17 protein-coding genes, 1 tRNA gene and 1 pseudogene are annotated in these 25,937 nt (G+C 47.5%); 11 read left to right on the forward strand and 8 right to left on the reverse strand.

Annotated elements, in window-relative coordinates; all coding sequences use genetic code 11:
• Position 1: 1 nt before the first annotated feature.
• Complete coding sequence (asnB, locus tag AC4IFB_RS01600) at positions 2-2,026, forward strand: asparagine synthase (glutamine-hydrolyzing) (RefSeq protein WP_490779173.1); 2,025 nt, start codon at positions 2-4, stop codon at positions 2,024-2,026.
• A gap of 357 nt (positions 2,027-2,383) precedes the next feature.
• Positions 2,384-3,574 (forward strand): serine hydrolase, encoded by a 1,191-nt coding sequence (locus AC4IFB_RS01605; protein ID WP_490779174.1) that lies wholly within the window; start codon positions 2,384-2,386, stop codon positions 3,572-3,574.
• 447 nt (positions 3,575-4,021) lie between these two features.
• Here AC4IFB_RS01605 and AC4IFB_RS01610 read toward each other — a convergent pair whose 3' ends face one another.
• Positions 4,022-5,953 carry an NAD(P)-binding protein gene (locus AC4IFB_RS01610; protein ID WP_490775437.1) on the reverse strand — a complete coding sequence of 644 codons (1,932 nt, stop codon included), beginning with the start codon at positions 5,951-5,953 and terminating at the stop codon, positions 4,022-4,024.
• Positions 5,954-6,432: 479 nt separating this feature from the next.
• On the opposite strand from AC4IFB_RS01610, the gene AC4IFB_RS01615 reads away from it, so the two are divergent.
• From AC4IFB_RS01615 to AC4IFB_RS01630, 4 genes are all read left to right on the forward strand, one after another.
• Entirely contained in the window at positions 6,433-6,858 is a 426-nt protein-coding gene (locus tag AC4IFB_RS01615; RefSeq protein ID WP_490779175.1) for a 2Fe-2S iron-sulfur cluster-binding protein, read from the forward strand.
• 705 nt (positions 6,859-7,563) lie between these two features.
• Complete coding sequence (locus AC4IFB_RS01620; protein ID WP_490779176.1) at positions 7,564-8,898, forward strand: OprD family outer membrane porin; 1,335 nt, start codon at positions 7,564-7,566, stop codon at positions 8,896-8,898.
• A 473-nt stretch (positions 8,899-9,371) separates the two neighbouring features.
• The gene (locus tag AC4IFB_RS01625; RefSeq protein WP_490779177.1) at positions 9,372-12,497 is read left to right on the forward strand and encodes an MMPL family transporter; all 3,126 of its coding nucleotides are present in this window, start codon (positions 9,372-9,374) and stop codon (positions 12,495-12,497) included.
• A gap of 244 nt (positions 12,498-12,741) precedes the next feature.
• Entirely contained in the window at positions 12,742-14,007 is a 1,266-nt protein-coding gene (locus AC4IFB_RS01630; RefSeq protein WP_490779178.1) for an outer membrane beta-barrel protein, read from the forward strand.
• A 24-nt stretch (positions 14,008-14,031) separates the two neighbouring features.
• Here the strand turns inward: AC4IFB_RS01630 and AC4IFB_RS01635 are convergent, their stop codons facing one another.
• Positions 14,032-14,340, reverse strand: a complete 309-nt coding sequence (locus AC4IFB_RS01635) for a hypothetical protein (protein WP_490775432.1) — start codon at positions 14,338-14,340, stop codon at positions 14,032-14,034.
• Between the two features lie 27 nt (positions 14,341-14,367).
• Positions 14,368-14,970, reverse strand: a complete 603-nt coding sequence (locus tag AC4IFB_RS01640) for a hypothetical protein (protein ID WP_490775431.1) — start codon at positions 14,968-14,970, stop codon at positions 14,368-14,370.
• A 221-nt stretch (positions 14,971-15,191) separates the two neighbouring features.
• On the opposite strand from AC4IFB_RS01640, the gene AC4IFB_RS01645 reads away from it, so the two are divergent.
• The 4 genes from AC4IFB_RS01645 to AC4IFB_RS01660 all read left to right on the forward strand — a co-directional run bounded on the left by AC4IFB_RS01645 (position 15,192) and on the right by AC4IFB_RS01660 (position 19,656).
• Positions 15,192-15,917: a response regulator gene (locus tag AC4IFB_RS01645; protein WP_490779179.1), complete on the forward strand. Its 726-nt coding sequence runs from the start codon at positions 15,192-15,194 to the stop codon at positions 15,915-15,917.
• Positions 15,914-17,224, forward strand: a complete 1,311-nt coding sequence (locus tag AC4IFB_RS01650; protein WP_490775429.1) for an ATP-binding protein — start codon at positions 15,914-15,916, stop codon at positions 17,222-17,224. The genes AC4IFB_RS01645 and AC4IFB_RS01650 overlap by 4 nt, the downstream gene beginning before the upstream one ends.
• 190 nt (positions 17,225-17,414) lie before the next feature.
• Positions 17,415-18,128 (forward strand): DUF2202 domain-containing protein, encoded by a 714-nt coding sequence (locus AC4IFB_RS01655; protein WP_490779180.1) that lies wholly within the window; start codon positions 17,415-17,417, stop codon positions 18,126-18,128.
• Between the two features lie 853 nt (positions 18,129-18,981).
• Positions 18,982-19,656 carry a hypothetical protein gene (locus AC4IFB_RS01660; protein ID WP_490775427.1) on the forward strand — a complete coding sequence of 225 codons (675 nt, stop codon included), beginning with the start codon at positions 18,982-18,984 and terminating at the stop codon, positions 19,654-19,656.
• Between the two features lie 18 nt (positions 19,657-19,674).
• Here AC4IFB_RS01660 and AC4IFB_RS01665 read toward each other — a convergent pair whose 3' ends face one another.
• Positions 19,675-19,917 carry a hypothetical protein gene (locus AC4IFB_RS01665; protein ID WP_490779181.1) on the reverse strand — a complete coding sequence of 81 codons (243 nt, stop codon included), beginning with the start codon at positions 19,915-19,917 and terminating at the stop codon, positions 19,675-19,677.
• A 76-nt stretch (positions 19,918-19,993) separates the two neighbouring features.
• Positions 19,994-20,299 (reverse strand): annotated as a pseudogene (locus AC4IFB_RS01670) (glutathione S-transferase N-terminal domain-containing protein); the annotation flags it as partial.
• Between the two features lie 969 nt (positions 20,300-21,268).
• Between AC4IFB_RS01670 and AC4IFB_RS01675 the strand changes: the two are divergent.
• Positions 21,269-21,547 (forward strand): CopG family ribbon-helix-helix protein, encoded by a 279-nt coding sequence (locus tag AC4IFB_RS01675; RefSeq protein WP_490775425.1) that lies wholly within the window; start codon positions 21,269-21,271, stop codon positions 21,545-21,547.
• 509 nt (positions 21,548-22,056) lie between these two features.
• On the opposite strand, the gene AC4IFB_RS01680 is transcribed toward AC4IFB_RS01675, so the two are convergent.
• From AC4IFB_RS01680 to dnaG, 3 genes are all read right to left on the reverse strand, one after another.
• Positions 22,057-22,133, reverse strand: a tRNA-Ile gene (locus AC4IFB_RS01680).
• A 71-nt stretch (positions 22,134-22,204) separates the two neighbouring features.
• On the reverse strand, positions 22,205-24,046 hold the full coding sequence (gene rpoD, locus AC4IFB_RS01685) for an RNA polymerase sigma factor RpoD (protein WP_490775424.1): 1,842 nt from the start codon (positions 24,044-24,046) through the stop codon (positions 22,205-22,207).
• Between the two features lie 102 nt (positions 24,047-24,148).
• The gene (gene dnaG, locus AC4IFB_RS01690) at positions 24,149-25,918 is read right to left on the reverse strand and encodes a DNA primase (protein ID WP_490779182.1); all 1,770 of its coding nucleotides are present in this window, start codon (positions 25,916-25,918) and stop codon (positions 24,149-24,151) included.
• Between the last annotated feature and the right edge of the window lie 19 nt (positions 25,919-25,937).

Here is a 25,937-nt window from a genome sequence, read left to right on the forward strand (position 1 = left end):
CATGTGCGGTATTGCAGGTATCTTTCACGCTGATCGGGACAAACCGGTCTCTCCAGAAACCCTGGTTGCGATGGCGGCCATTCAGTACCATCGCGGGCCTGACGGTTTTGGTTGGCAGGCGATGCAGGGCATAGGTTTCAGCCACGCCCGTCTGTCAATAATCGATCTGGATGAGAACCGGGGGCGTCAGCCTTTTATTACTGAAGATAAACAGTTGATGCTGACCAAGAACGGTGAGCTCTACGACTATAAGCGTATCCGCGCAGATCTTACTGCGCGGGGGGCTCGCTTTCAGACCAAGAGTGATTCGGAGATCATCCTCCACCTATACCCGCGTCACGGTCTGGCCGATACCTTGACTCACCTGCGTGGTGAATTCGCCTTTGCCCTCTACGACAAGCAGGAAGATACCCTGCATCTTGTGCGCGACCGTTTTGGCATCAAGCCCCTCTACTGGACTCAGGTAGGAGAGACTCTGGTCTTTGGTTCCGAACTCAAGGTTCTATTTGCCCATCCTGAGGTGCCACGTCGTTTCGATCCGCAGGGCCTCTATCATCAGCTGATGCAGACCATTGTCCCTGGCTCCACCGCTTTTGACGGCATCCATCAGGTCAAGCCCGGGCATGTGGTGACTATCCGTCGCCGTAACAATAAATTGGAAATTTCTGACAAACGTTATTGGGACATGCCTTTTCCAGAGGATGGTGTACATGCAGACCTCAGTGAGGAGGATGCAATTGAAGGTGTACGCGCCAAACTGTTAGAGGCGGTCAACCATCGCCTGGAGGCTGATGTACCAGTAGGCTGCTATCTCTCTGGTGGCATCGACTCCTGTTCCATTCTGGGGCTGGCATCAGCGGCTCAACAGTCACCGGTGAAGGCCTTTACCATTGGCTTTGACAGTGCACAGTATGATGAGACCCCGATCGCCACCGAGATGGCCCAGGCCACAGGTGCTGATCAGGATGTGTTGCGGCTCTCCGCAGACCACCTCTACGACAATTTCGAAGAGACCCTGTGGCACACAGAGCGAACGATTTACAACACCCTGGCAGTGGCCAAGTTTTTAATGAGCCGCCATGTGCGTGACGCTAACTATAAAGTTGTGGTCACCGGAGAGGGCTCAGATGAACTCTTTGCCGGATACCCGGCTTTCCGCAACGACCTGTTTCTGCACGGCCTTGACCATCTGCCTGAGGCAGAGCAGCAGGAGTGGCGCCGAATGTTGCATGAGAATAATGCCTTGTTTAAAGGTGCCATGTTGGCAGAGAACGAGATTGATGATCCAGCTTTGACAGCGAAGATTGGTTTCACCCCCGCTTGCTTACAGCCCTGGTTGTCCAGTTCCTCTTTCGTACCGGGCATTCTCAACCCGGATATGGCAAATACGCTCAAGGATTACCGACCTGGTGATGCGATCGCTGAGGCACTCGATGCAGACAGTCTTGCAGGTCGCCATCCCCTGGATCGCGCGCAATATGTCTGGATCAAAACCATGCTGGAGGGGCAGATCCTCACCTGGGGTGGTGACCGGGTCGATATGGCCAACTCGATGGAAGCCCGTCCTGCATTTCTCGATCACCATTTAGCTGAATTCGCCGCCACCCTACCGCCCTCTATGCGTATCAAGGGTAAAAAGGAGAAGTGGGTGCTGCGTGAAGCGATGAAAGGGCTGTTGCCGAAGGTGCTCTACGAACGCGAGAAGTTTGCCTTTATGGCGCCACCGGCTCATACCGATCCTAAGAAGTGGCAGGCGATGCAGGCTCTGGCTGACAAATACCTGAACCCTGAAGCGGTCGAATCAGCCGGGCTTCTCAGTCGCGCTGGTATCGAAGCTCTGTTTAAACAGCATGACGATCCCAACACCACAGACGCCACCAGAAATACTATGGATGCGGTATTCAACCACATGCTGGGCGTGCAGGTGTTGCATGAGCAGTTCGTAGCCACTGATCTACCCGCGCAGGCTTTGGCCAAGGCAAAAGAGTTGGGGTGGTCTCACCTGGAGCAGGGCAGGCCTTACTAACCAGGCCATAACCATCCCGATACTTATGGTCTGATTTGTATGGCTAACAAATAGCTAAGATCAGGGTGTGGCGCACAGGGAACGGCCCAGCCCATTCCTGCCAAGCGCAGCTACACCGAGCTGATCTACTCTTGTAGCCGCTAACCTTTGAAAGTAATGACAGACCGCCTGGGTGATGGGAGTGGGCCATTTGCCATATATCTTCCAAATCATGAATCTACCGCCACAAACATTGAAATTATTTGTTGGACATTGCTGATTTTATTAGTAATTAAAAAAATTGTTCAATCTCGCTATTTTACTCTAAAATAGTCTGGTAATAGGTTGATATCAATAAAATATTTCTTGGCCAGAATCATGCGTAAAACCTTTGCCTTCATCATAGTGGCTTTCTGTATCACTCTCACGACGCCCACGATAACTCTGGCTGCCCAAGGCTATGATGTCTCATATGTGTGGTCACGTAACCTCAGCAGTGTGCAGGAGTATCGCGACAAGGTCTCCTATGTGTTGGGGCAGAGTGTGGCCAAAGATTTGAAAGTGGTTGCCAGGGATGATCTCTATGGTCTGATTTACAGTCGAAATGGTAGCAGTGAGAGTACGGCGCGGGTTGTTAAATCGCACTCAAAACTTTTACGTGCAAAGGGGCTTGATGCAGTCAGTCCGATCAAGTCACGTAACTGGAAAAAAGTGGGCGAAGCGCCCCTGCCCAAAAAGATCATAACCGCAGTCGCGCCTACACCGAGAGCGAGTCGCAGCAGCCATATCAATCATCTTGAGTCAGCTGTAGAAGCCTACATTGATGAATTACGAAACAGAGGGAAGATCACTGCTGATGAGCGCACTGGGTGGTCTGTATTCGATTTCACCACAGGTAAAAAGCTGGTAACGATCAATGAAGATGTGCAGTTCCAGGCAGCCAGTCTGGTTAAGCCTTTCATTGCTGCTGCCTTTTTTCATAAAGTGAAACAGGGGCAGTTGAAGTATGGCCCAAAAAGCCGACGGCACATGCAACGCATGATTCAGCATTCGAACAACGCCTCAACCAACTGGGTAATAAGGCAGGTTGGTGGTCCCCAGACCGTACAGAAGATTCTTAAACGTCACTATCCACGCATCTTTCAAGAGACGCTTCTGGTCGAGTATATTCCAGCCAATGGGCGAACCTATAAGAATCGAGCCTCTGTGCATGACTATGGCCGGTTCCTCTATGCAATCTGGAACAAAAAGATAGCGGGGGCGAAAGAGATCAAACGTTTGATGGCCCTGCCAGGAACCGATCGTCTCTATACCGGCGTGCCGGAAGTGCCCAGAGGTACCCGGGTATACAACAAAACTGGTAGTACTGCACGGTTGTGCGGAGACATGGGTATCCTCAGTGTCAAGGGTTCTGATGGCAAACGATACCCCTATATCTTGATCGGCGTTATCGAAAAGCAGCGCAAGGCCAAGAACTATACAACCTGGATTCGGTCCCGTAGTGAGATCATCCGTAACGTCTCTGCGATCGTCTACAAGGGTGTAATTGCACATCACAGTGACAGTTGAAGGGTTAATAGGATGATCAGGAGCTGTCTTTACTTGTGGGGGTAATGAATCCTCGCAAAGATTCTGTTCAGAACACATATTAAGGTCAATCACTGGTAATCAGGAGATTGAGAATGCCCCCCACAAAACTCAATATTTTTGTTGATGATGAGGAATCTAACTTTTTCTCAAATCTGAAAAGCCCCTCTCCCTTTACGGGAGAGGGGTTGGGGAGAGGGTGTACGCAAAGCGTTTCATGTGGTTGAAAGAGAAAAACTGCATTGATCGTTCATATTTTTCTTGCTGATTGTTGGGGAAAATAGGGTGGTCATTCTCCCCCTCTCCCCCGGCCCCTCTCCCGCGAGGGGAGAGGGGAGTTTCACTCCCCACCTATTTAAAAATACTGATGACTTGTAAGTTTTTCTAGCTGTGATCTCTGCTTTACGATGCTTTTCATGGCATCAATAGTCAGTACTGACCCAGGCCCATCTCGATGTAACCCGTGGGGCAGACCTCCTTGCAGATGTGGCAACCGACGCACTTGGTATAGTCGGTCTCAACATAACGTCCCATGGCGCGCTCACTCTTGTTTACGCGGTAAACAGCATCCTGCGGGCAGTAGATGACACAGTTGTCGCACTCGAAGCAGAAACCGCAGCTCATGCAGCGCTTTGCTTCACTGATTGCAGTCTCCTCTGAGAGTCCAGTAAAACGCTCCATCATGCTTCCCAATACATTGGAGGTATTCACATCCACCTCATCCCTGGTATTCAATGGCTCGTATGAGAAGTGCCCTGTAAACATTGCACTACTCTTGACCACATCTGCATCGGCACGATTCTCAAAATTGTGGACAGACCACTTGGCGTCGCTGGTGCCCCAGGTCTGGCCATGGTTGTACTCATCCGGGGAGAGATCTTTCTCAGCCAACTCCTGTAACAGATCGAAATGATGACCTTCCACCTTGGGTCGGTCATCCACTGTTTTGCCATTCAAATATTTATCAATACCCTCAACAGCTATAGAGGCCTGACCAATAGCAGTGGTCAGCAGATGTGGATTCACAGCATCCCCAGCTACGAAATGACCGGTCTTACCTTTGACCTGCATACTCTGGTCGGCATCGATTAGATTCCACTCATTGGCAATGCCATCGATACCTTCATAGTCACCGGTCTGGCCGGTAGCAGCAACAATCAGCTCGCAGCTGATCTCGAATGGTTCTCCGTTGGCCTCCATTTTGCCGCTGGACCAGTCTACCGGTTGCACTTTCAGGGCATAGGCACGACCCTGATCATCCAGCATCACTTCAAGTGGTGCCAGGCTGTCGTGGATCTCCACACCCTCTGCGATACAGGCCTCCAGTTCATGCTTGGTGCAGGGGGCCTTGGCAATGGGGCGGCGATAGACCAGCCAGCAATCAGAATCGGAGCGCTTGGCTGTCTGGTCGTTGCTCTGGCTGCCTGAGCCATCAAAAACGGCCTCAGGTCGTTCAGAGCTATCGAGGTTTGCCACTTCACCAATGCGCTTGGCCACAGCGGCCACGTCCATCGCAGTATCGCCACCACCAATTACCAGGATGCGGCCGTTCAGATATTTTAAGGAACCCTCATTGAATGACTTCAGAAAGGTCATTCCATCCACACAGTTTGGTGCAGCACCACCTTCAACACGTAGCGGCTTTCCAAACACAGTGCCTACGCTCCAGAAAATGGCATCGAAATCTTTCTCCAGCGCTTGTACCCCTAGGTCACGCCCTACACGGATATTAAGTTCCACATCGATACCACCTACGTCGAGGATACGTTGGGTCTCGTGTTGCAGTACATCCCGTGGAATACGATAACCAGGAATACCGAACACCATCTGGCCGCCCAGAGCGCTATGGGCTTCATAGATGGTTGAGCGATGACCAAGACGGCGCAGAAACAGCGCGGCGGCAAGGCCGGCAGGACCACCACCGATGATTGCCACGCGCTTACCGGAGTCTGTCTCAGGCTTGGTGAAGGCCAGGTTGTTCTCCCGCGCCCAATCACCAATATATTGTTCTATTGAGTTGATGCCAACATGACCGTCCAGAGTGTTGCGATTACACCCTCCCTGGCAGGGGGCAGGGCATACCCGACCCATGATCGCTGGAAAAGGGTTCGCCATAGTCAATCGCTCAAAGGCGTGCTGCTGCCAGGGTATACCGTCCTTGGGTTTATCCAGACCACGTACAATCGATAACCAGCCACGGATATCGTGGCCAGAGGGGCAGACATTTTGACAAGGAGGCGTGCGCTGGATATAGGTGGGGCAGACGTAAGACTCACCTTGATTGATCACATCACTATCCCAGTCATAATGCTCATCATCACCATCTTCATAGCGCCGATATGTTGGATCACTATCACTCATTTTACTAATCACTCCTTTAACTGCTTATTGATCTAATCTTTGTGCACTGCCAATTAACTCTCCACTGCCCCAGAAAAGAGTATGCAAAGTATATAGAGTGAAGGGGCTGTTGTGCACAATTTAAACAAAAGTTTTTTAAGAGAGGCTTAAACCTGGTATGTAACCGGTCACCCTTTTAAAAAATTGAGACAAATTTAGTCTCATGCCGGAGTATATCTATACCCGAGTTTGTTTATGTCACATAGCATTTTCATTGTTGCTATAAGCAGTATGTTAAATCTAATTGATCCAGATCATAGATACTAACCAGGTCATAGATATTCGATGTATGGGGTACAGATTGGCTAAGGTGCAGATTAACTAACCTCCAAGGCAAATATTTGTGATCAAAGTCTCAAGCCACTTCATGGTTACTTAAGCTATTGCATAGATAATCATTCTGACGAAGTCCTGTGTCAGGCCAGAGAAGGGTAGATGTAATGGACGTTTTCACCATTATAATTATGATATTGGTTCTTGTGGTAGTTCCGATAGGGGTTAGCTATCTCGCGCGACGAGGAAAAGCACTCTACGATTCCGGGGAGAGTTTCGCTTTTGAGGTATCGACTTTTTCGCCGGATGTAAATGGTGAGGCAGTGGAAAATGAGCAAGAGATCACTGTCTCCTTTTGCGAAAGCAGTAAGCAGTATCGCTGGATTGGAACAAAGGAGTCTTTACTGGAATTTGCTGAATCGAGAGGTATTGAGGTTGAGTCCCTTTGCCGGGCAGGGGAGTGTGGTTCCTGCCGGACCAGGCTTGTTGAAGGCGAGGTGAAATATCATAAGAAGCCCGGTATCAATCCAGGTCGTGGCTATTGTCTGCTGTGTATCTCTAAACCCAGATCGAACATCGTGTTGAAGAGGTAGGGCTGTCAACCAGGGAACCTCATGTTTATCAAAAAAATTAAAATAACCAAGTTTCAATTAGGGGAATAGAGGCTGCACTTTACTATCTGGTAGTTATTGATCAACTCTATTGAAGCCCTGAAGACGATATATGTTAGTTTTCGGGGTAATAATATCGTTAATAATCCTCTCTATATTGCAAATGATCTTATTAATTGAGATAGGTCAAAGAATTAGTATATTTGCATGTTCAATTATTGTTGATTATGACACTATATAATCCGAAAGTTAAAAGAAGTATTACAACTGCTTTCGCCATAGATGCTTCAATAAATCTAGACGCGGTTATTTTTGGATGTCCCGTCTCTATCGCAAAAAGCGTGACCATGAATATATATCCTATATGTTCTGCAGTTTTATTTTTGTTAGTTGCTCGTTAATAGATAGACGTAATTTCTTATATTGAAATTAGTCACTGGTTTCTAGAGTGTCTCTTTATTATTAACCAATGCTGTTTCGTGCTCTAATTTTCAATCATGAGTGGTAACTTGTAAGTATTCAACTTCAAGTATGGGGATTTTGCAGACAAATCTTACAGATTATTATCTATCCTGCTTCTACTAAAAAATCATTCTTCTTTTGTGATTTGATTTATCCATTTTGTAGTTACTGAGCCCTATGGTTTGACTATCTAGTCTCAGCTTAATTAGTATTTAGGAGAAATCAATGAAAATAAAAAGCTTGTATTTAGTCATGCTTGTTATGTTTTTTGGACAAGCATTTGCCGCAGAAGATTCAACTTCGACAGGTGATGTGGGGAAGCTTGATTTCAGTCTCAAGGCGATGCACATTCTGGGTGATGCCGGTAATGGTTATGATCCATCTGAAGGTAGTGCATATTTGATTAAATTAAAATACCTGACTCCATCCTGGAAAGACCTGAAATTAGGCGTAGGCTTTTACAATGTTGGGGATTTGTTTAACTTGACTGATTTTGATGCGGCTGCTGATTCTGATAAGCGACTGGCACGTGGTATGTTTGTAACTGATGATGGCCAGGAAAAATCCCATATGGGTGAATTCTATCTGAACTACACGCATGAAAAATTTGTGGTTAATGGTGGACGACAACTTTATAAAACTCCATTGACAACTATTACTTATAGTACCATGCCGAATTTTCATACGGCCTTCGGTATCAGTACATCAGCTATTCCGAAATTAAAGTTGTCTTTAGATCAGGTCACTCAGATCTCCTTTGGTGCGCGGTCTGCGACTGACTATGGATTGATAGGTGAGGCTACACGAACTGCTGGTGCATCTTTTAGTCCCGTTGCTTTAGAGCAAGCTGAATTTTTGAGTGTTTCAAAAGCTGCAATAGGCGTTGACGAAGATACAAATGGCATTACAGTTCTCGGCGTTAACTACGATTTAATGAAGAATGTAAAAATATCAGCCTGGAATTATTATGCTGATGATATTTCAAACACACTCTATATGGATGCCAGCGCCGGATTTCCAGTTAATAAATTTAAAATTGGCATTTCAGCACAATACTTAACCCAGAGCGAGACTGGTGATCTAATTGATGAGATGGATTTCCGTGGGTTTACCGATGGTATTGATTACAATCTTTTTGGACTTAAGGCTGTATTGAAAGGTAAGGGCTGGATGGCTTTTGCTGCATATAATAAATCGAGTGGCGACACAGGTATGTTTAATTCTTGGGGTGGTGATCCTGCATACACAAGTACAATCTTTTCTCGCAACGCTTATCGCGAGAACGTCAGTGCATATAAGCTTGGCGTAAAGTACAATTTCATGAAGAACTTATTTGTAATGCTTAATTATGCAAATTATGGTCAATCAGATACTCTTGGCTTCGGTGGTGCTGGCACTGCGGCAACAACAGATGCTGATGAAATCGACCTGGTATTGGTTTACAAGCCGATAAAGGATCTGATGCTGAAACTATTTCATGCCGAACGCACAAGCGAATATGATGGTGTCGTTGATAGAACACAATCTCATACACGACTGATAGCATCCTATAAGTTTTAGTGGATTATATTGCAGAGATGAACTCCCGATGAATGGTCGGGAGTTCAGTATTACTCTATGAAATGGTAGTGGTTAAATCTTCACGAGCAGAAGGAGTCGCCAATCTCCATAATCAGATGTTGACTCGCTACTGAGTCATCATTATGTGTCAGGAAAAGTAATAAGCTATCTTATTCACTCTAGCCTACTACCTGGAGTTGACAGGTAGGGCCATAAGAGAGAATGTGGTTTTATTTGGGAGGCGGTTCATTGCGGCTTTGTCGATTTTCTGAAGCCAAATACAGACTCCATAGACAATAGTAAAACTATAAACTATCTGTTGAAATAAATGATCGATCTCCCGAAGTGGTATGGTTGTATCAATACCTGATACGCCCGCTCTTAGATTAGCTTTCGATAGAGATCCCAGGGACAAGTGAAGTTATGAAATTACTGTCTAAACTCAATCCTGATTACAGCAACAGGGTAGTTCGTTGCGACAACTGATCATCCAGGCTGCAAAACTGCCCTGGCTGGTTCTCCTGATACTGGTTGGTGTTAGTCTGATGGCAGCCAATCAGCTTTACAAACTTACATTCAATGTCTCGACTGGTGATATGCTGGTCTTGGATGATGTCGATCTCGATTATTATCGACAAACGCTGGAGAATTTTGGCTCTGACAGCGTGATTATTGCCTACTTTGGAGATGGTCAGTTGGCCACAGCCGGAAAGCTACAGGCTGTACGCCAAGTATTGGATCGCATAGAGGCTTTACCTGACGTTCAACGTTCAGAAAGCCTATTCAATTTGCCGCATATCCGCAGCGTCAATGGTGATGTCACCACTACCCCGTATCTGGCAGAAGTGCCGGTAGACCAGGAAAGAGTCACTCAACTGTTCTCTCAGGCGCTGAAGAACCCCTTTGTCACAGGTAACCTGTTGGCTCCCAGCCACAAGGCTATGGCCGCTGTTTTTTACCTACAGACAGGGCTCGATGAAGCCAGAGCCGAAGTCGTGTCAAACAGTATCGATGCCCAACTTGCCACCCTGCAGCAAGAGCTTGAGCATGCATTTCAGCTCGGTACGCCTTTTCTCAACAAAGAGATCGCGCTACGTATAGACCAAGACCTGCGGCACACCTTACCCATCGCTCTGGCTGTTCTGCTTATCACCCTGGCGCTGGCTTTGCGTCGTGTAAGCGGTATGCTAATTCCGCTCCTGTCCGCTGGCATCAGTGTATTGTGGACGCTTGGTCTTATGGCTGCACTGGAAATCCCACTGAATGTGGTGACAGTGATCGTACCAGCGCTACTGATTACCATTGGCTCAACAGAAGATATCCACCTGCTCTCAGAATACTACACCCTACGTGATGCTGGTCATCGTAAGAGTGCAGCAGTAGATTACATGGCCAGTAACATGGGCACTATCATCACCCTGACCTTCTTCACTACCTACCTGGGTTTTCTATCGATAGCCCTCAACGATATCAAGCTACTTAGCCAGTTTGGCCTGATTGCCTCCAGCGGCCTGCTGATAAACTACCTTGTGACGATTGGTTTGGTGCCGGTTCTGCTCGAACTATTTGGCACAAAATCCACCAACAATGCAAAACGTGGCCACCGCCGTCTGCTTCCCCTGTTAGCTGAGCGCACCTATCAGATAGTCAGTCATAATCGACCTACCGTAGTTGTACTGATTATTGTTGCAGTGGCACTTTCCGCCGCAGGTATAGGAATGTTGAAACCTGACAACACTACACTTGGTTATTTCGAGGAAGATTCAGAACTAAGACAACGCCTGCAGACAATTCAATCTGAACTTGCCGGCATGGAAACCATGTCCATCGTGCTCGATTCCGGCATCGAAGGTACTTTTCTACAGATACATTATCTTGAGGAAATAGAGCGTCTACAGCGTTACCTGGTCGAGTCCGGTTTTGCTGATTCAACTCTTTCCTTTGTCGACTATCTCGCGTTCATGCATGTGGCAATGGAAGAAGATAACAGCGCTGAGCTCTATCTGCCAGATGACGATGCCATGGTTCGCGAGTATATGTTGTTTATTAAACGCAATCAGGTTAAGAGCTATCTGTCGGAAGATCACAGTATGGCTCGTATTGCTATTCGCCACCGGGTAACGTCATCCTATGAGCTCAATCAGTGGACTGAAAAGATTCGCGCCCACATTGCAGCTGATGTCGATCCCGGATTGAACGTCAAGCTCACAGGAGAGTCTCTATTGGCCGCCAAGGCAGCTGATTATATGATAGATGCGCAGTTACAATCACTTCTGCTGATGATTGCCGTGATTTTCATGATTACCTCGGTACTGTTCTTCAGTAGCAAGGCTGGCTTGATAGCAGTTCTGCCCAATCTACTTCCGATACTTATCCTATTTGGTACCATGGGCATGATTGGGCTTCCCCTGAATACAGGTACTGCGATGACAGCCAGTATCGCACTTGGTATCTGTGTGGATGACACCATGCACTTTATGATGCGCTACAACCAATTGGCAAAGCGCATGACCGACAAGGCAGATGTCCTGCGCCAGACAGTTCGTCACGAAGCTATTCCCATCCTTACCACATCAGTCGCCCTTGCACTGGGTTTCGCGGTAATGGCGATATCAAACTTCCCGCCTATCGTCCATTTCGGGTTGCTCAGTGCATTTGTCATTTTTCTCGCTGTAGTGGCGACTTTTATCTTTACTCCGCTGTTATTGAGCTTCGTCAGCCTTATCACTCTGTGGGATGTATTGTCACTCAAGCTCAAGCGCGAGGTGGTTGAAGAGTCCCAACTGTTCAGTGGACTGAGCGCGCTGCAGGTTCGTAAAGCAGTACTGCTTGGTACTATGAGCGAGCATCAGGCGGGTGAGGTCGTAGTACGTCAGGGTGACATGGGCCGGAACCTTTACATTATGCTCGATGGGGATGCAGTCGTTTCCAAGCAGCATGAAGATGGCTCAAAAAATGTGCTAGATACCATCCAGGTTGGTGACATGTTCGGTGAGATTGCACTCGTTGCAGATCAGCCACGCATGGCTGATGTCACCACACAGAGCCAGGTTACGCTGTTGAGTTTCGACCGTGCAGCCCTCGCACGTATCGCACACATTTACCCACGCATAGCTGCAAAAATCCTCGGAAACATCTCCCTCGTACTGGGGGCACGTTTTACCCGTATCACCAAGCTCGATCCAATGCTTCTCGACGATGAGACAGGAGCCTTGAAGAGATCTGTATTCACACTCCTGCTGGAAAAAGAGATCAGTGCAGCACGACGCCACAGTCATCCCCTCTCGCTGTTGATCCTGAAACTACAGGGCATGGAAGAAGATGGCAAGGTAACTTCAATTGCTCAAATTTTCCACATATCTCGCATTACTCTGATGCATCTGCGTTCAGAAGACCACCTGTGCCGCTGGAACAATTCAACCTTTATCCTGTTGATGCCAAAGACAGGACAGGAGCAGGCAGAGCGGGTGAGGGACAGATTACTGGCAGCGATCGGCACCGAGAGAGGGTCACTAAATCACTGCACGATGCTAGACGAAACAGAAAGTTTTGAAAAATTTCTGAAACGTATAGAACAGAAAGAACGTTCAATGCGCTAGGGCCTGCTAACACTAATCGAATCTGCCCTGCTGAGACTGTTTTTTCATCCAGAACCAGGAGTATGGTGATCATCACAGAGAAGTACGCTTAGAATATATTGACTTTTGAAGGGGGTGTCTTCGGGAAAGAGAGGCTAAACCCTACATATTTATGTAGATCTGTTACAAGCTGTTTCACAAACCAATACATAGCAGTTACTTGGATGTATACTTTTTGAAAGGATTATAGGAATAGTCGTGGGGTATGAGGACAATGAAACCAGTGACTGCCACTTTTCTTCAGCTGGGTTTACTAACACTGACTGCAGTTGTACAAATTAACTCCGCTATCTGTGCAGCTGGTTCCCCTGCTCAGGATTCACGTAAAAAACCGGGATTCTATACTGATGATTTTCGTATACTTCCTGAGGTTGAAGCGACCGTCTACTACGATAACAACATCTATGCGACTAAACGGCTCAAGGAGGCAGATTGGGTTGCTTTGATCTCTCCAAGGCTGGGCGTCGACTCCCTATGGGAATCTCATAGCCTGGAATTAGATGGCGGTGCTGATTTTGGTCGTTTCACCGACAACGGATCTGAAGACTACGATGACTATTGGCTGAATGGAAATGCTGAGTTTGAGATCAGTACAGATCGTCAACTCTATAGCTCTGCCAGTTACAATCACAATCATGAGAACCGGGGTTCCAAGGAGGGGGGCAGTCTGCAAATTGATGAACCTACCACCTATGATCTCATTGATGCTCAAGCTGGTGTTAATCAGAAATTCGACCTGACCTCCATTAAAGCCGGTCTAACCTATAAGCAACTGGACTACGATAATGTTGGTAGTCTCTATAACGACGATCGTGATCGTACAGAATCAGGGTTTGGGGCTCGCTTGAGCTATGGCTTATCGAGTCGGAGTGAAATCTATACTCAGGCAATTTTGAATCGTAGAGATTATGGGGATCGTCAGGACCAGTTTGGATATAACAGGGATTCGAAGGGTAGTAACCTGATAATTGGTGCGTCCCGCCGATATGGTAAAGGCAATAAATTAGACGCTTATCTGGGGCAGATAAACCAGGATTATGATGATTCCCGTTTTGATAGTGTCAATCTTTTGATTTATGGACTAGATCTTAGATGGTACCCCTCAAATAAGACAAAGATTACCGCAAAAGTAGAGCGCACACAGAATGAAACAACTGAGGTTGGCGCCTCAAGCTATCTATATACTTATGTCGATCTGCAGATTGACCAGAAACTCGGCAAGGATATTCTGGGATACGTCAATGTCAATCGTGGTGTTGCAGACTTTCAGGATGTGGGTAGGGAAGACGTGAGTCAGTCATTGGGTATTGGATTGAAATACTATCTCAATCCCTTGGTTATGTTTTCAAGTAGCTACAGCTATATTGATAATGACTCCAATGATACGAATCGTGTCTATGGTGTGTCTGAGAGCTATGATTATAAACGGGGCGTTATTTTCTTCACTGTGCGTGCCAGATTGGTGCCATGATATTATATGACGCACCACACTAGATTAGCGGCCTCTACCGCCGCCACCTTTGGGTCCACCATTACCCCCAGAACCTTTATTTGTGCCGCCAGGAGAGGTAGCGCTATGATTTGCAGAAGATCCGCGACGAGATTCGTAGCCCATGCCAAACCAGGTCCATCCGTCTCCCTTCTCGTCCTCCTGCCACCCCTCCTGCCAGCTGTCCAGTGCTGAGGTTTCAGACTCCTGATCATCTTCAATCTGACTGCCGACCCCACTGTCGTCCGCCCATAGGCGACCGGCAGAGAGGAGTAGCACAGAGATCAGAAAAGCTTTGAATGTCTGACTCAACATGTTTATTACCGTTGTGTATCAGTGGCCTTAGCGTCTTCCATTGCCGCCACCTGAGCCATGTCCAGCACCCCCTTTAATGACTTGGGTACTACCACCCATGGTGGCACTACCATTTCCGGAGCTGCTATTGTTCTTACTGCGAACTATTGAACCACTTGTATTGAAGCCCTGTCCAGAAGCGCGATCGTTTGAATTAAATCTAACATCGAATGCCTCCTCATTTTCAGTCAGTTGCTGGGTGGATTGGTTCACTCTTTGCCGCTTTTGGGTCTGCTCAAATGTGGCGTCATCTTTGTGAATGTTATCGCGATCCCTGATCCGGTCCCTGTCATGGGAAGGTGTCACAACACTCTCCTGGTCGCCATTTTCTGGTTGGCCGGCCGCTGTCTCATCAGATTGCGATTCGTCTCCAAGTTGCAGACGATTGCGCTGGGCCTGCTCAATATCACGTTCCCCAACTCTATGACGTAACTGAGTGTTTTTGTCAGGGTTTTCGAACCGGTGCTGTTGTGTCGCCTCAGCTCCGTTTAAATCTGGCAAATCATCGCTGGCATAAACTACCCCGTTTACTGCAGAGAGGGTCATAGCAAGCATAACTGAAAGGTGTAATACTGTTTGTGAAGTTTTCATCGTGATTCTCCTGTTTGTGTTTCTCCCTTGACTCACTTTCAGCTTAGAACCAGACTATTTCTATTAGATTTCTGCTGTCAGGCAGTATGTTTCAAGTTGTTTCACTTTAATTGATATCTACAGTAGCTTGTGTAGTGTCTCGTACTGATTTGAGTATTTCAGGTTTAATGTGAAGCTCTCTGTTAGGGGAGCGAAGGTAAAAATGAGCTTATAGTGACGATATGGAATCGCAAAAGATATTGGTCGTAGATGATGACCCGAAACTGCTTGATCTTGTTATAAAGTTTCTTAGCCGAGAGGGCTTCCAGGTCGATGGTGTTGGAAGTGGCAAGGCAATGGACAATTATCTTGCTAATCACACAGTTTCTCTCATTGTCCTCGATTTGATGATGCCAGGGGAGGATGGACTCTCGATAGCCCGTCGACTGCATGCCAACGGCAGCGTGCCTATATTGATGCTCTCTGCCAGAGGTGAGGATATAGACCGCATTATCGGTTTAGAGGTGGGTGCAGATGACTATCTCTCCAAGCCTTTCAATCCAAGAGAGTTATCTGCTCGAATTAAAGCGATTTTGCGTCGTACTCAAGAGCTGAATCAACAGTCCAATGGTGGCGACCCGCAATCCAGAACTTATCAATTTGGCGATTATCTGCTTAATCTGACCACCAGTAACCTCTCCCGTAATGGGCAACATATCAAACTGACATCAGGTGAGTTTTCACTGCTCGAAGTCTTTGTTCAACATCCCAATCGGATGTTGAGCCGGGACCACTTAATTGAGTTGATCAAAGGTTATGAACGATCACCCTTTGATCGCAGCATCGATGTCCGGGTTACCCGTCTTCGTAAAAAGCTAGAGGATAATCCAGACCAGCCAGCATTTATCCGTACAGTTTGGGGGCGTGGTTACATCTTTACCCCTCAAGGGGACGATGTGGCTTTGTGAGAAAGCTCTTTCATAGCGAAACACTATTTGGTCGTACCGCTACGGCCTTTACATTGGCTTTCCTGCTTTTTTCACTGTTTTCATTAGGCTTGGTTGTCTATTTCGTTACCCTGCCATTGAAACAGAGAGCCGCAAGCGATCTCTCAGCGATGGCCGTGCTCGCTGCTCAAATCTGGGTAGAGCTGCCACCTGGCACACGACCAGATTTTGAACGTGAAATGCGAGAGCACCATGACATCACTATTGGATTGTCACGGGGCGAGCCTATGATTGAAGCGCCGCAGGCTTTCTATCTTGAGGGGTTTCTTGAGGCGCTCAAAGGGCGAACAGATAAACAGCATGCCATGTTTATCGATCCTGAAATGCCGAACTGGCGGTGGGTTGAAATCCCTATGGGAGGTCGCAATTTACTAATTGGCTTTGACTCAACCCGTTTCATGATGCGAATACCCTTGACCTTGATCCTTATGGTTGTGGCTGGAACTCTGATCGCAACGGTGACTTCACTGTTAATCGTTCGTCGAATAACCAGACCCCTGGCAGCATTGGCGCAGGCCTCGACACGTATAGGTGAGGGGCGTCAGGGTAAACCTTTACAGGAAAAGGGGGCCAAAGAACTTAGAGATTTGACGCGTAACTTTAACCATATGGAGCAGCAGTTACAGGTGTTGATGGACAACCGGACTGTGATGTTGGCGGGGATTTCCCATGACTTAAGAACTCCTATTGCACGCATGCAACTGGGGTTGGAGCTTGCCGCTGATAAACTCGATGAGGATCAACTGAAAGGTTTACGTGAAGATCTTGATGAGATGAACGGCATCATTTCAGCAACCCTGCAACTATCCAAAGGCATATCTGATGAGGTTGCCAAACAGGCGGAGGTTTGCCAACAGGTCGTAGAGGTTGTGCAAGAGTATCAACAGCAGAGCTATCAGGTCGAATTTCAGGGGCTTTCTGAAATCTACCATGATCTGCCGATTGTTGCTTTTCGGAGGGTATTGCACAATCTGATCGATAACGCGATTCGATATGGTGGGGGAAAACCGGTCAAGGTGAGTTGCCAGAATGTCGAAGGTGCTGTTGCTATTTCGGTTATCGATCAAGGGCCAGGAATCCCAGTTGATCAACGTGAGACCATTCTCCAACCTTTCAAAAGGTTGGATGAGTCCCGTAGCCCCACTTCAGGGGGTAGTGGCCTGGGGCTGGCAATCGTAGACCAGCTTTGTCGTATGAATGGCTGGAGATTAGAGCTGGATGATGGTGAGGATGGCGGTACCATCGCTAGATTGTGGCTTACGGATTGATTCGGGCTGGCCATCTTTAACTCAACCCAACATATCCACGTCCTAAATGTTTCAAACTGTTTCATCACTGATCAATCAAGCAACACCTTGATACAGTAACTATTTCACTGTTCGTTATGATATTCCACATCAGAGGGGGAACCTCAAAACCAATGCGAAACACTCGCTAAATCGATAATGGAGTAACATAATGACCAACCAAACATACAAAAAACCACTACTAATAATCCTCCTGTTTATACTCTTTCAATCTCAACTTTCAGTCGCCGGTGGCGGCCAATCTTTCAGGGGTAGAGGAGGGGGTGCAGGGATGCAACAGCAGACTGCAAATCTTGATTTCAATGAGGCGACCCACCTGATATTCATGCGGGAGGAGGAGAAGCTGGCAAGAGACGTCTATACAATGTTGGGAATGATGTACCCTAATTCAGTAGTCTTTGGTCGAATTGATGATTCAGAGCAGGTTCATACAGACAGAGTCAGGCAAACCTTGGAAGCCTATGGTGTGGAAGACCCGAACACCAATGATAATCTGGGAATATTCACCGGAGAGTCTTACGGAGAGTATTTCACTGACAAGTATGATGCACTTATCTCTCAGGCGTCGAGCAGTGAGTTGAACGCACTCTATGTTGGCGCCTTAATTGAAGAGTTGGATATGCTCGACATACAACATTGTCCTGATGTTATCCTGGAGCAGGATAATGGCATCGATTCAGATGCGGAATGTGGATTGGTCTATACAGATCAGCCTGATGTAGAGAATCTCTATGAATCCCTCCTCAGAGGTTCAGCCAATCATTTAAGGGGATATGTCAGGGCAATCGAAGCAGTGATTGGCGAAGGGGCATATGCACCCCAACTGTTAAGCCAAGCGGATTTGGATGAGATCCTTGGTCGTTGAGATAGTTAAAGGGTAAAAAATCATCTTCTGAAACGTATGGCACCCTCCAGCTTGTCACTTGATAAGCTGGAGTTTTATACGATATGAGTGCCCTATCCAGGTGATATAGATCTGAGCAATAAGTAGCGACGTCAGTGGAAAGAGACGGAAACTGCAAAACTGAAAAAGAGATAATCTCGACCTATTCAACATGATGCTATTGTCAAAGTAGCCTGGATGAAGTGCAACAGAATCCGGGTAGATCATCGCACCATTCTCCCCGGATTCCGTTGCACTTCATCCAGGCTACCAAATTGGCGTAACCTGGGTTGGCGTAATCTGCGTAATCTGGGACATCCAACATTTAAAACTCAAATAATCAATAAATTCTCAGTCTCTCTTTGGGTGTTGTTAGTATGTGGTTTACTGACTGCTGCACTCATATGTTTGTTCCAAATCAAGGCGTGCTTTTGAAGTAATGCTTATTGCCTGTCGAAAAAGCGCAACGCAGAGTCTGGACAGGTCGTAAAGCCCCGTAGGTACAGCATGAATTCAATGCCTGTTTTATAGAACAATCTGAGATAGAGTGAACTTTCCCCCCACGTCCCCGAATTACTGCTTGCCTACAGAAATCAATCCACTTTTATGAGCTGACAAAACTCATGCAACATTTGATAGATAGTCATACAAATCATTTAAACAATTAAGTGAAAAAGAGGTGAACACCGTTATCTTAGATTGGATATTTTATTAATTGCAGAATTAGTGAAAGAACTAAAGAAGACTATGCTATTCTCGCAAGGTATAAGTCATTCTGGTTATTAGAAGTGGTCCGCATACAAAATATTTAAAAGTAAAAAAGGGATATTACATAATGAAATTAATGAACACTGTAATGTTTTTGGTGCTTTCATGTTTTTTCTGCCAAGCTCAAGCAATAGAATTTGCAAGCGTTGGTCAAATTGGACCAACTCCACCTTGGAATCCAATGGCTGAGCCCCTCGAAAATATCGACCTTCAAGCAACCGAAGATATCGCAGGAGATTCTATTATGGTTGCCCTAGGTGCAGGTGATCCTGCTTTTGCTGTGGGCGGTCGGATTGTATTAACCCTAACCGGTGGTGCCACATTTGCTGATGTTGCCTATTCCTTAGAACAATGGGCGGGAGGAGCGGGTACAGGCAACTTGAATTTTGCAGTGTTTCAAGTACCAGTACCCAATCCAGGGTCTACGCAAATTGAATTTATACTGCAAGATGATGGCCTTAACCCAATCGCAGCTGAAGATTCATTTATCCTCAGTGGTGCAGTCATTGCTGGACAAGCAAGCAATTTTAACCTACCAGTGATCCCAGGAGTGGATATCAGTCTAGAAGTAGAGGTGTTCGATAATCTCAATGCTTCCAACGGTAACGCTCAAACGATTATATTTGAGAGTAACCTAGCGCCCGTTTCCCGGCCGATACCAACTATCAGTTTTTGGGGATTGGCTGCACTGTCTCTAGTCCTGGTTGGTTTCGCGCGCTATAGACTGCGTGAAGATTCTTAAGAGGGTTTTAACCGGGCATTATAGGTTAGATCCACTCTCAACCAGTGGCGAGATAAGGCTAGGCGTGACGAAGGTGATACGAGGATAATCATCATTTGGCACTACTTCGTCAAGTAGTGCCTGGCTTTTTAACCGGCCCTCCCAAGTCCCTATACAGTTATCCTCGTCATTGGCCTCTCTTGCGATTCTTACATTGAGGTTTCGCATGAACCAGCTGACATCATAGTGTCTGAGACGCCACTTTTCGATATCTTCTGCCACAAAATTAATTTTAGTTTTGATAGCTTTATGCTATTCAGGTAGTGGTCAACTATAGGGCTTGGTTTGTAGAGTTAGGTCAACCGTAATCTGGGGTATCAATCTCAACAGATTGAATAACTTCAGTTTCTCGCTTCGATGCATCAATCCATTCAATGATGCTCGGATGATTCAATACACTCTTCATATATCTCTCTTCAATGGCTGGAAGAGGAATACTATAACCATAAAACCGAATGGCTATAGAGCGCTCATGGGGATCGACTGGCCATCCATGGTTTTCAAGATACTGCTCTGATATATATTCGAGAATGGATAAAGAGTCCCATATGAGCAACTCATTGTCTTTCAATATCGGAACTTTGTAGTCTGAATTGTAATCAGATAACTCTTCGTCTGTTGTTTATGTAAAGAGCGCAACCTTTTTCTCTTGGAAGTCTATATGATGATGCTTCAACAATATCCAGGGCCTGAGTGACCAGGATGAATAGTTTTTATTCCCTATTATGAGCGTTAGGTTTGACATATGTTAAGCCTTTATTCGTATTTGTAGATCAGAACAACGGCAACGCTTGTAAACTACAATTTGTATAAATAGATTTAAGTGCAGAGATTTAAATATTATAAATAAACACAGATTTAATCTGTCGTGGTTTGTATAACTAGGCGCTTACTTTGATAGGAAGAGTTTAGGCACTCAATTTAACTAAAAAAAGTTCGTATATATAATAGGACGTAGGATGCGGTGAGGCACGAACCGCATCAATAACAGAATGCAGCGATTCACAAACATCAATGATGCGGTTCATGCCTCACCACATCCTTCGTAATAATCTTACCGTACGTTACGAGTTGGTACTTGGACTGGGGTGCCAATCATCGGCTTTAGCGTGATGGCTGCGGATGTCAGCTCAACTCAGCTCAGGTAGGCGAGACGGTTGAGCTCATACGAAGGGTTAATCGGAATTAGATCACTTAGCAGAAATAGAATCGGTTCCATGAGTCATTAGCTCATTGATAATAGAGTGGGGTGAGTGAAACTAATCTAAACATATATTACTTGGTGGGCTCACTAGGACTCGAACCCAGGGTCAAGGGATTCTGATTTTACCTAAAGAACAATAAGTTATTGTTAAGTACGAGAAAGTTACCCTAATCTAGCGAAACTGAAAGAACCTTATATACAGTAACTTAGCGTAATTTGGCGTAGATGGGCAAAACTAACGGATGTACCGCTGCTGTACCAGGTCCGGCTTTTACGCGCGCCCATTAAGGACGACCGTGGGAATGGACGGCGGAGAAGGTGATAGCTATAGTAGTAAGAGGTATTACCTTTGACTATAGAGGTCGTAGTATGGCTAAAGCAACATCCATCAAGCTTGATGACGAGTTGAAAGGGCGTGTTCAGCGCCTGGCGGAAGCACGTCGACGCTCTTCGCACTGGATCATGCGCGAGGCTATTGCTCAGTACGTCGAGCGCGAGGAAGCACGCGAGAGCTTCAAGCAGGAAGCCTTGGCCTCCTGGGCGGCCTACAAGGAAACGGGCCGCCACTTGACCGGCGAGGAAGTTCGCACCTGGCTGAGCACCTGGGGCACCGATGACGAAACGGTGGTGCCTGAGTGCCACGAGTAATTGTTACCGAAGGCGCAGCAGAAGGAGGCAGGCTATTCATGAAAACCAACCAAAGCTACGAGGACAGTCAGAGCGCCGAGGTAGATCGGCAAAAGATTAGCGGTGAAAGCCCGCTACTTGATAAGCAATAGCGATCTGCAAGACCCCGAGTCATAGGCCTGGTGCATGTGCAGATGTCTTTTGTGCGGAACTTGGGAGATCCTGTCTATCACTGAGGAGAGTGCCGTTGGAGGAAAGCACAAGCATTAGCTCCTCGAAATAGCGTTCCACTCTGTGTCAAACGGGTTGGCTGACATTTTAGTGGGCAGGTGTCGAGTAATGGGGGGGGCTGCCTCATACCACAACAGGATTCACATTGGTTGGCATCTGGCATTTGTTTTTGAATAGGACGTAGGATGCGGTGAGGCACGAACCGCATCAATAACAGAATGCAGCGATTCACAAACATCAATGATGCGGTTCATGCCTCAAAACATCCTGCGTAATAAGCTTACCGCACGTTACGAGTTTGGTGGGCCCACTAGGACTCGAACCTAGGACCAAGGGATTATGAGTCCCCTGCTCTAACCAACTGAGCTATGGGCCCGAAAACGGCGGGATTTTAGCAGATAGCAACACCTTTGGTATAGGTGGTATTGCTACTGCTATCCGTATTTTTTAATCGTTATCGAGGAAACTGCGGAGTCTGTCGGAGCGGGAAGGGTGGCGCAGTTTGCGCAACGCTTTGGCTTCGATCTGACGGATACGTTCACGGGTGACGTCGAACTGCTTGCCAACCTCTTCGAGGGTATGGTCGGTGTTCATGTCGATACCGAAACGCATGCGCAACACTTTGGCTTCGCGGCTGGTAAGGCCGGCGAGCATGTTTTGGGTTGCTTCTCCAAGTCCTTCTGCGGTGGCAGACTCGATCGGGGATACCACGCCGGAATCTTCAATGAAGTCACCCAGGTGGGAATCTTCGTCGTCACCAATCGGGGTCTCCATGGAGATCGGCTCTTTGGCGATCTTCAATACCTTGCGGATTTTGTCCTCTGGCATCTCCATACGCTCTGCCAGCTCTTCCGGGGTGGCCTCGCGACCCATCTCCTGGATCATCTGGCGCGAAATACGGTTGAGCTTGTTGATTGTCTCAATCATGTGCACTGGAATACGGATAGTACGGGCCTGATCAGCAATGGAGCGGGTGATGGCCTGACGAATCCACCAGGTGGCGTAGGTTGAGAACTTGTAGCCGCGACGGTATTCGAACTTATCTACTGCTTTCATCAAGCCGATGTTGCCTTCCTGGATCAGGTCGAGGAACTGCAGGCCGCGGTTTGTGTACTTCTTGGCGATAGAGATAACCAGTCGCAGGTTGGCTTCGACCATCTCTTTTTTGGCTCGACGAGCCTTCGCTTCACCAATCGACATTTTGCGATTGGTCTCTTTGATTTCGCTGATGCTCAGCTGGCAGTCGCTTTCGATGGAGACAAGACGCTTTTGCGCGCGCAGGATCTCCTCTTCGTGCTCTTTCAGAGCCTCAGCATAGGATTTGCCGCTGTTGATCTGTGCGCCAATCCAATCAAGGTTGGTCTCATTATCTGGAAATGAGGAGATGAACTCTTTGCGTGGCATGCGAGCTTTGTTCACGCAGAGCTGCATGACAATACGCTCTTGATTACGAATGCGCTCAATGATGTCTCGCAGGGTGTAAACCAGCAGATTGAATGTTGCGGGCACCAATTTGAACTCAAGAAATGTCTCGGAGACCGAGTCTGCTGCTTTCTGGGTTTTAGCGCCGGAGCGGCCGTGCTTCTTGAGGGCTGTGCATAGCGTGTTGTAACGTTTGCGCAGCTCTTTGGCTTTGGCTGCAACCTCTTCAGGATCTGGACCGGTGTTTTCCGGTTCCTCGTCCTCATCATCGTTGCTGTTATTGTCACTGTTGGCCTCGGCGTTCTCTTTTAATGCCTGAGGCTGTACAGGGGTAGGGATCTCATCTGGTTCGTTGGGGTCGATGAATCCACTGGTGATATCAGCCAGTCTGGCTTCGCCTTCTTCTACCTTCTCCAGTTGTGTGCAGAGCAGATTAACTGTCGTCGGGAAGGTGGCCAGGGCTGCTGAGACTTGATTCAGTCCCTCTTCGATGCGCTTGGCAATGCGTAGCTCACCTTCACGAGTGAGTAGCTCCACTGTACCCATTTCACGCATGTACATGCGCACCGGGTCGGTGGTACGTCCAAATTCACTGTCAACGCTTGCAAGAGCCGCAGCTGCAGCTTCAGCCGCATCTTCATCGGCCGAAACGGCATTGTCACTGAGGTTTGTGTCTTCTAAGTCAGGAGCAGACTCATGGACAGTGATACCCATATCGTTGATCATCCTTATGATGTCTTCGATCTGTTCGGGTTCAACTATACCTTCAGGTAGGTGATCGTTAACTTCCGCGTAGGTGAGGAAACCTTGTTCCTTACCTTTTGCAATCAGTTGTTTTAATTGAGATTGCTGCTGTTCCTGGTTCATCTTCTACCTTGTTATCAGACGAGGTTGGGAATGCCGAGACTGAACTCGCCATATTAGCACATTTTTATATAGTTGCACTAGTTACAGATAGGGTGGTTTAAATTAAGATTCTGTATCATCCTGTTGTATCTTTCCTGGAAAACGCCGTTTTATCTCTTCAATCTGCTCTTCAGACAGCTCGCTGGGGGGTATATTCCCCAAATGTGGTCTGGCTTGTTTGTGATATTGTTCGTTCAACCTGTGAAGTGCGTCACGAAATTCTGCCTCTTGATCCATCCCTGGCAGGTCAAATTTATAGTTTGCCTGGGTCAATTTGTTGAGATGGGAGAAGTACTTTGTGTCACGCCACCGTTCTATCAAGGCTGCCTTACTAAGCGTAGGTTGCACTCGAATAATTTCAAGTAGTTGCTTCAATAACTCGATTCCAGGGTTATCCCAATTCTGCCACGTAGTGGGTACCTGATCTGCCACCTCATACACATGGGGATGATCCAGCAATAATGCAATAGCAGTTCGAATTGGTGTGGGTGCATGTGGCTTGGCTGGAGCGGTTGTGGCACTGGGTGGTGGTGTGTGGTGGCTCTGCTCTGATTGGCTGGTAGCCTGCAGATGGCCCTGTTTGAGCCCTACCAGCTCTTCCAGGCTTTGATACATCATTTGACGGAACACCCCTTTGGGTAACTTTTCCAGTAGGGGCTTGGCTAATTGAGCCAGCTTGGCGCGCCCATCAATTGACGCCATGTGGACTTGATCAGAGAGGTGCTGCAGTAGAAATTCTGATAGGGGGGTAGCCTGTTCGATGCGCTGCGTGAAGGCGTCGCTGCCCTCTTTGCGTACCTGAGTATCAGGATCCTCTCCCTGAGGAAGAAAGAGGAATCTCACTTCACGACCATCGCGCATCAGGGGCAAACTGGTATTGAGCGCTTTCCAGGCGGCATCGCGACCAGCACGGTCACCATCAAAACAGAAGACAACTTCGGAACAGTTTCTGAATATCAGCTCCAGATGTTCCTGGGTGGTGGCTGTGCCCAGTGTCGCAACGGCGTTATAGATGCCGTGTTGAGCCAGTGCAACCACGTCCATATAGCCTTCCACAACCAGCAGGTAGGTGATTTTCTGGTTGGCCTGACGTGCCTCATAGAGACCGTAAAGCTCTCTGCCTTTATGAAACAGCAGGGTTTCCGGGGAGTTCAGGTATTTTGGCTTATCGTCTCCCAGAACCCGGCCACCAAAGCCAATTGTTCTGCCTCGGGGATCCCTGATGGGGAAGGTGATCCGGTCTCTGAAGCGATCGTACTGTTTGTTGTTGCTCTCACTGAGTAGGCCGCATTTAAGGAGCTGACCCATGGTTGCGTTGTCGCTGCCCAGATTGCTGGCCAGGGTATCCCAGCCGGGCGGGGCGTAGCCGATGCCGTAACTGGCTGCAATCTGGCCACTCATGCCCCGTGATTTGAGGTATTCGATGGCGGTCGGCCCGTTGGTGTGGTGTTTGAGCTGGTGCTGGTAGAACTGGGCCACTTTTTCCATCAGTGCATAGAGTGGTCGTAAATCCGGACCTTGCTCGTGACTGCCCTCTCTGGGGACTTCCAGGCCTGAGTGTTGTGCCAGCTCTTCCACTGCTTCCACAAAGCCAAGATTGTCATACTCCATGAGAAAACTGATGGCAGAGCCGTGGGCGCCACAACCAAAGCAGTGGTAGAACTGTTTTGTCGGACTGACAGTGAAAGAGGGGGTCTTTTCGTCGTGGAAGGGGCAGCAGGCCTGGAACTCCTTGCCGCTCTTCTTAAGTTGCACGCGCCTGTTGATGATATCGACGATATCAACGCGATTGAGCAATTGATCGATAAACTGTGCGGGGATCTTGCCTGCCATAATTGTCAGATGGCCGCTT

Source organism: Candidatus Thiodiazotropha sp. AKIB8, assembly GCF_058244675.1.

Coding starts and splice junctions, on each gene's coding strand:
- asnB (WP_490779173.1), top strand. CDS start 2: ATGTGCGGTATTGCAGGTATCTTTCACGCTGATCGGGACAAACCGGTC.
- AC4IFB_RS01605 (WP_490779174.1), top strand. CDS start 2,384: ATGCGTAAAACCTTTGCCTTCATCATAGTGGCTTTCTGTATCACTCTC.
- AC4IFB_RS01610 (WP_490775437.1), bottom strand. CDS start 5,953: ATGAGTGATAGTGATCCAACATATCGGCGCTATGAAGATGGTGATGAT.
- AC4IFB_RS01615 (WP_490779175.1), top strand. CDS start 6,433: ATGGACGTTTTCACCATTATAATTATGATATTGGTTCTTGTGGTAGTT.
- AC4IFB_RS01620 (WP_490779176.1), top strand. CDS start 7,564: ATGAAAATAAAAAGCTTGTATTTAGTCATGCTTGTTATGTTTTTTGGA.
- AC4IFB_RS01630 (WP_490779178.1), top strand. CDS start 12,742: ATGAGGACAATGAAACCAGTGACTGCCACTTTTCTTCAGCTGGGTTTA.
- AC4IFB_RS01635 (WP_490775432.1), bottom strand. CDS start 14,340: ATGTTGAGTCAGACATTCAAAGCTTTTCTGATCTCTGTGCTACTCCTC.
- AC4IFB_RS01640 (WP_490775431.1), bottom strand. CDS start 14,970: ATGAAAACTTCACAAACAGTATTACACCTTTCAGTTATGCTTGCTATG.
- AC4IFB_RS01645 (WP_490779179.1), top strand. CDS start 15,192: ATGGAATCGCAAAAGATATTGGTCGTAGATGATGACCCGAAACTGCTT.
- AC4IFB_RS01655 (WP_490779180.1), top strand. CDS start 17,415: ATGACCAACCAAACATACAAAAAACCACTACTAATAATCCTCCTGTTT.
- AC4IFB_RS01660 (WP_490775427.1), top strand. CDS start 18,982: ATGAAATTAATGAACACTGTAATGTTTTTGGTGCTTTCATGTTTTTTC.
- AC4IFB_RS01675 (WP_490775425.1), top strand. CDS start 21,269: ATGGCTAAAGCAACATCCATCAAGCTTGATGACGAGTTGAAAGGGCGT.
- rpoD (WP_490775424.1), bottom strand. CDS start 24,046: ATGAACCAGGAACAGCAGCAATCTCAATTAAAACAACTGATTGCAAAA.
- dnaG (WP_490779182.1), bottom strand. CDS start 25,918: ATGGCAGGCAAGATCCCCGCACAGTTTATCGATCAATTGCTCAATCGC.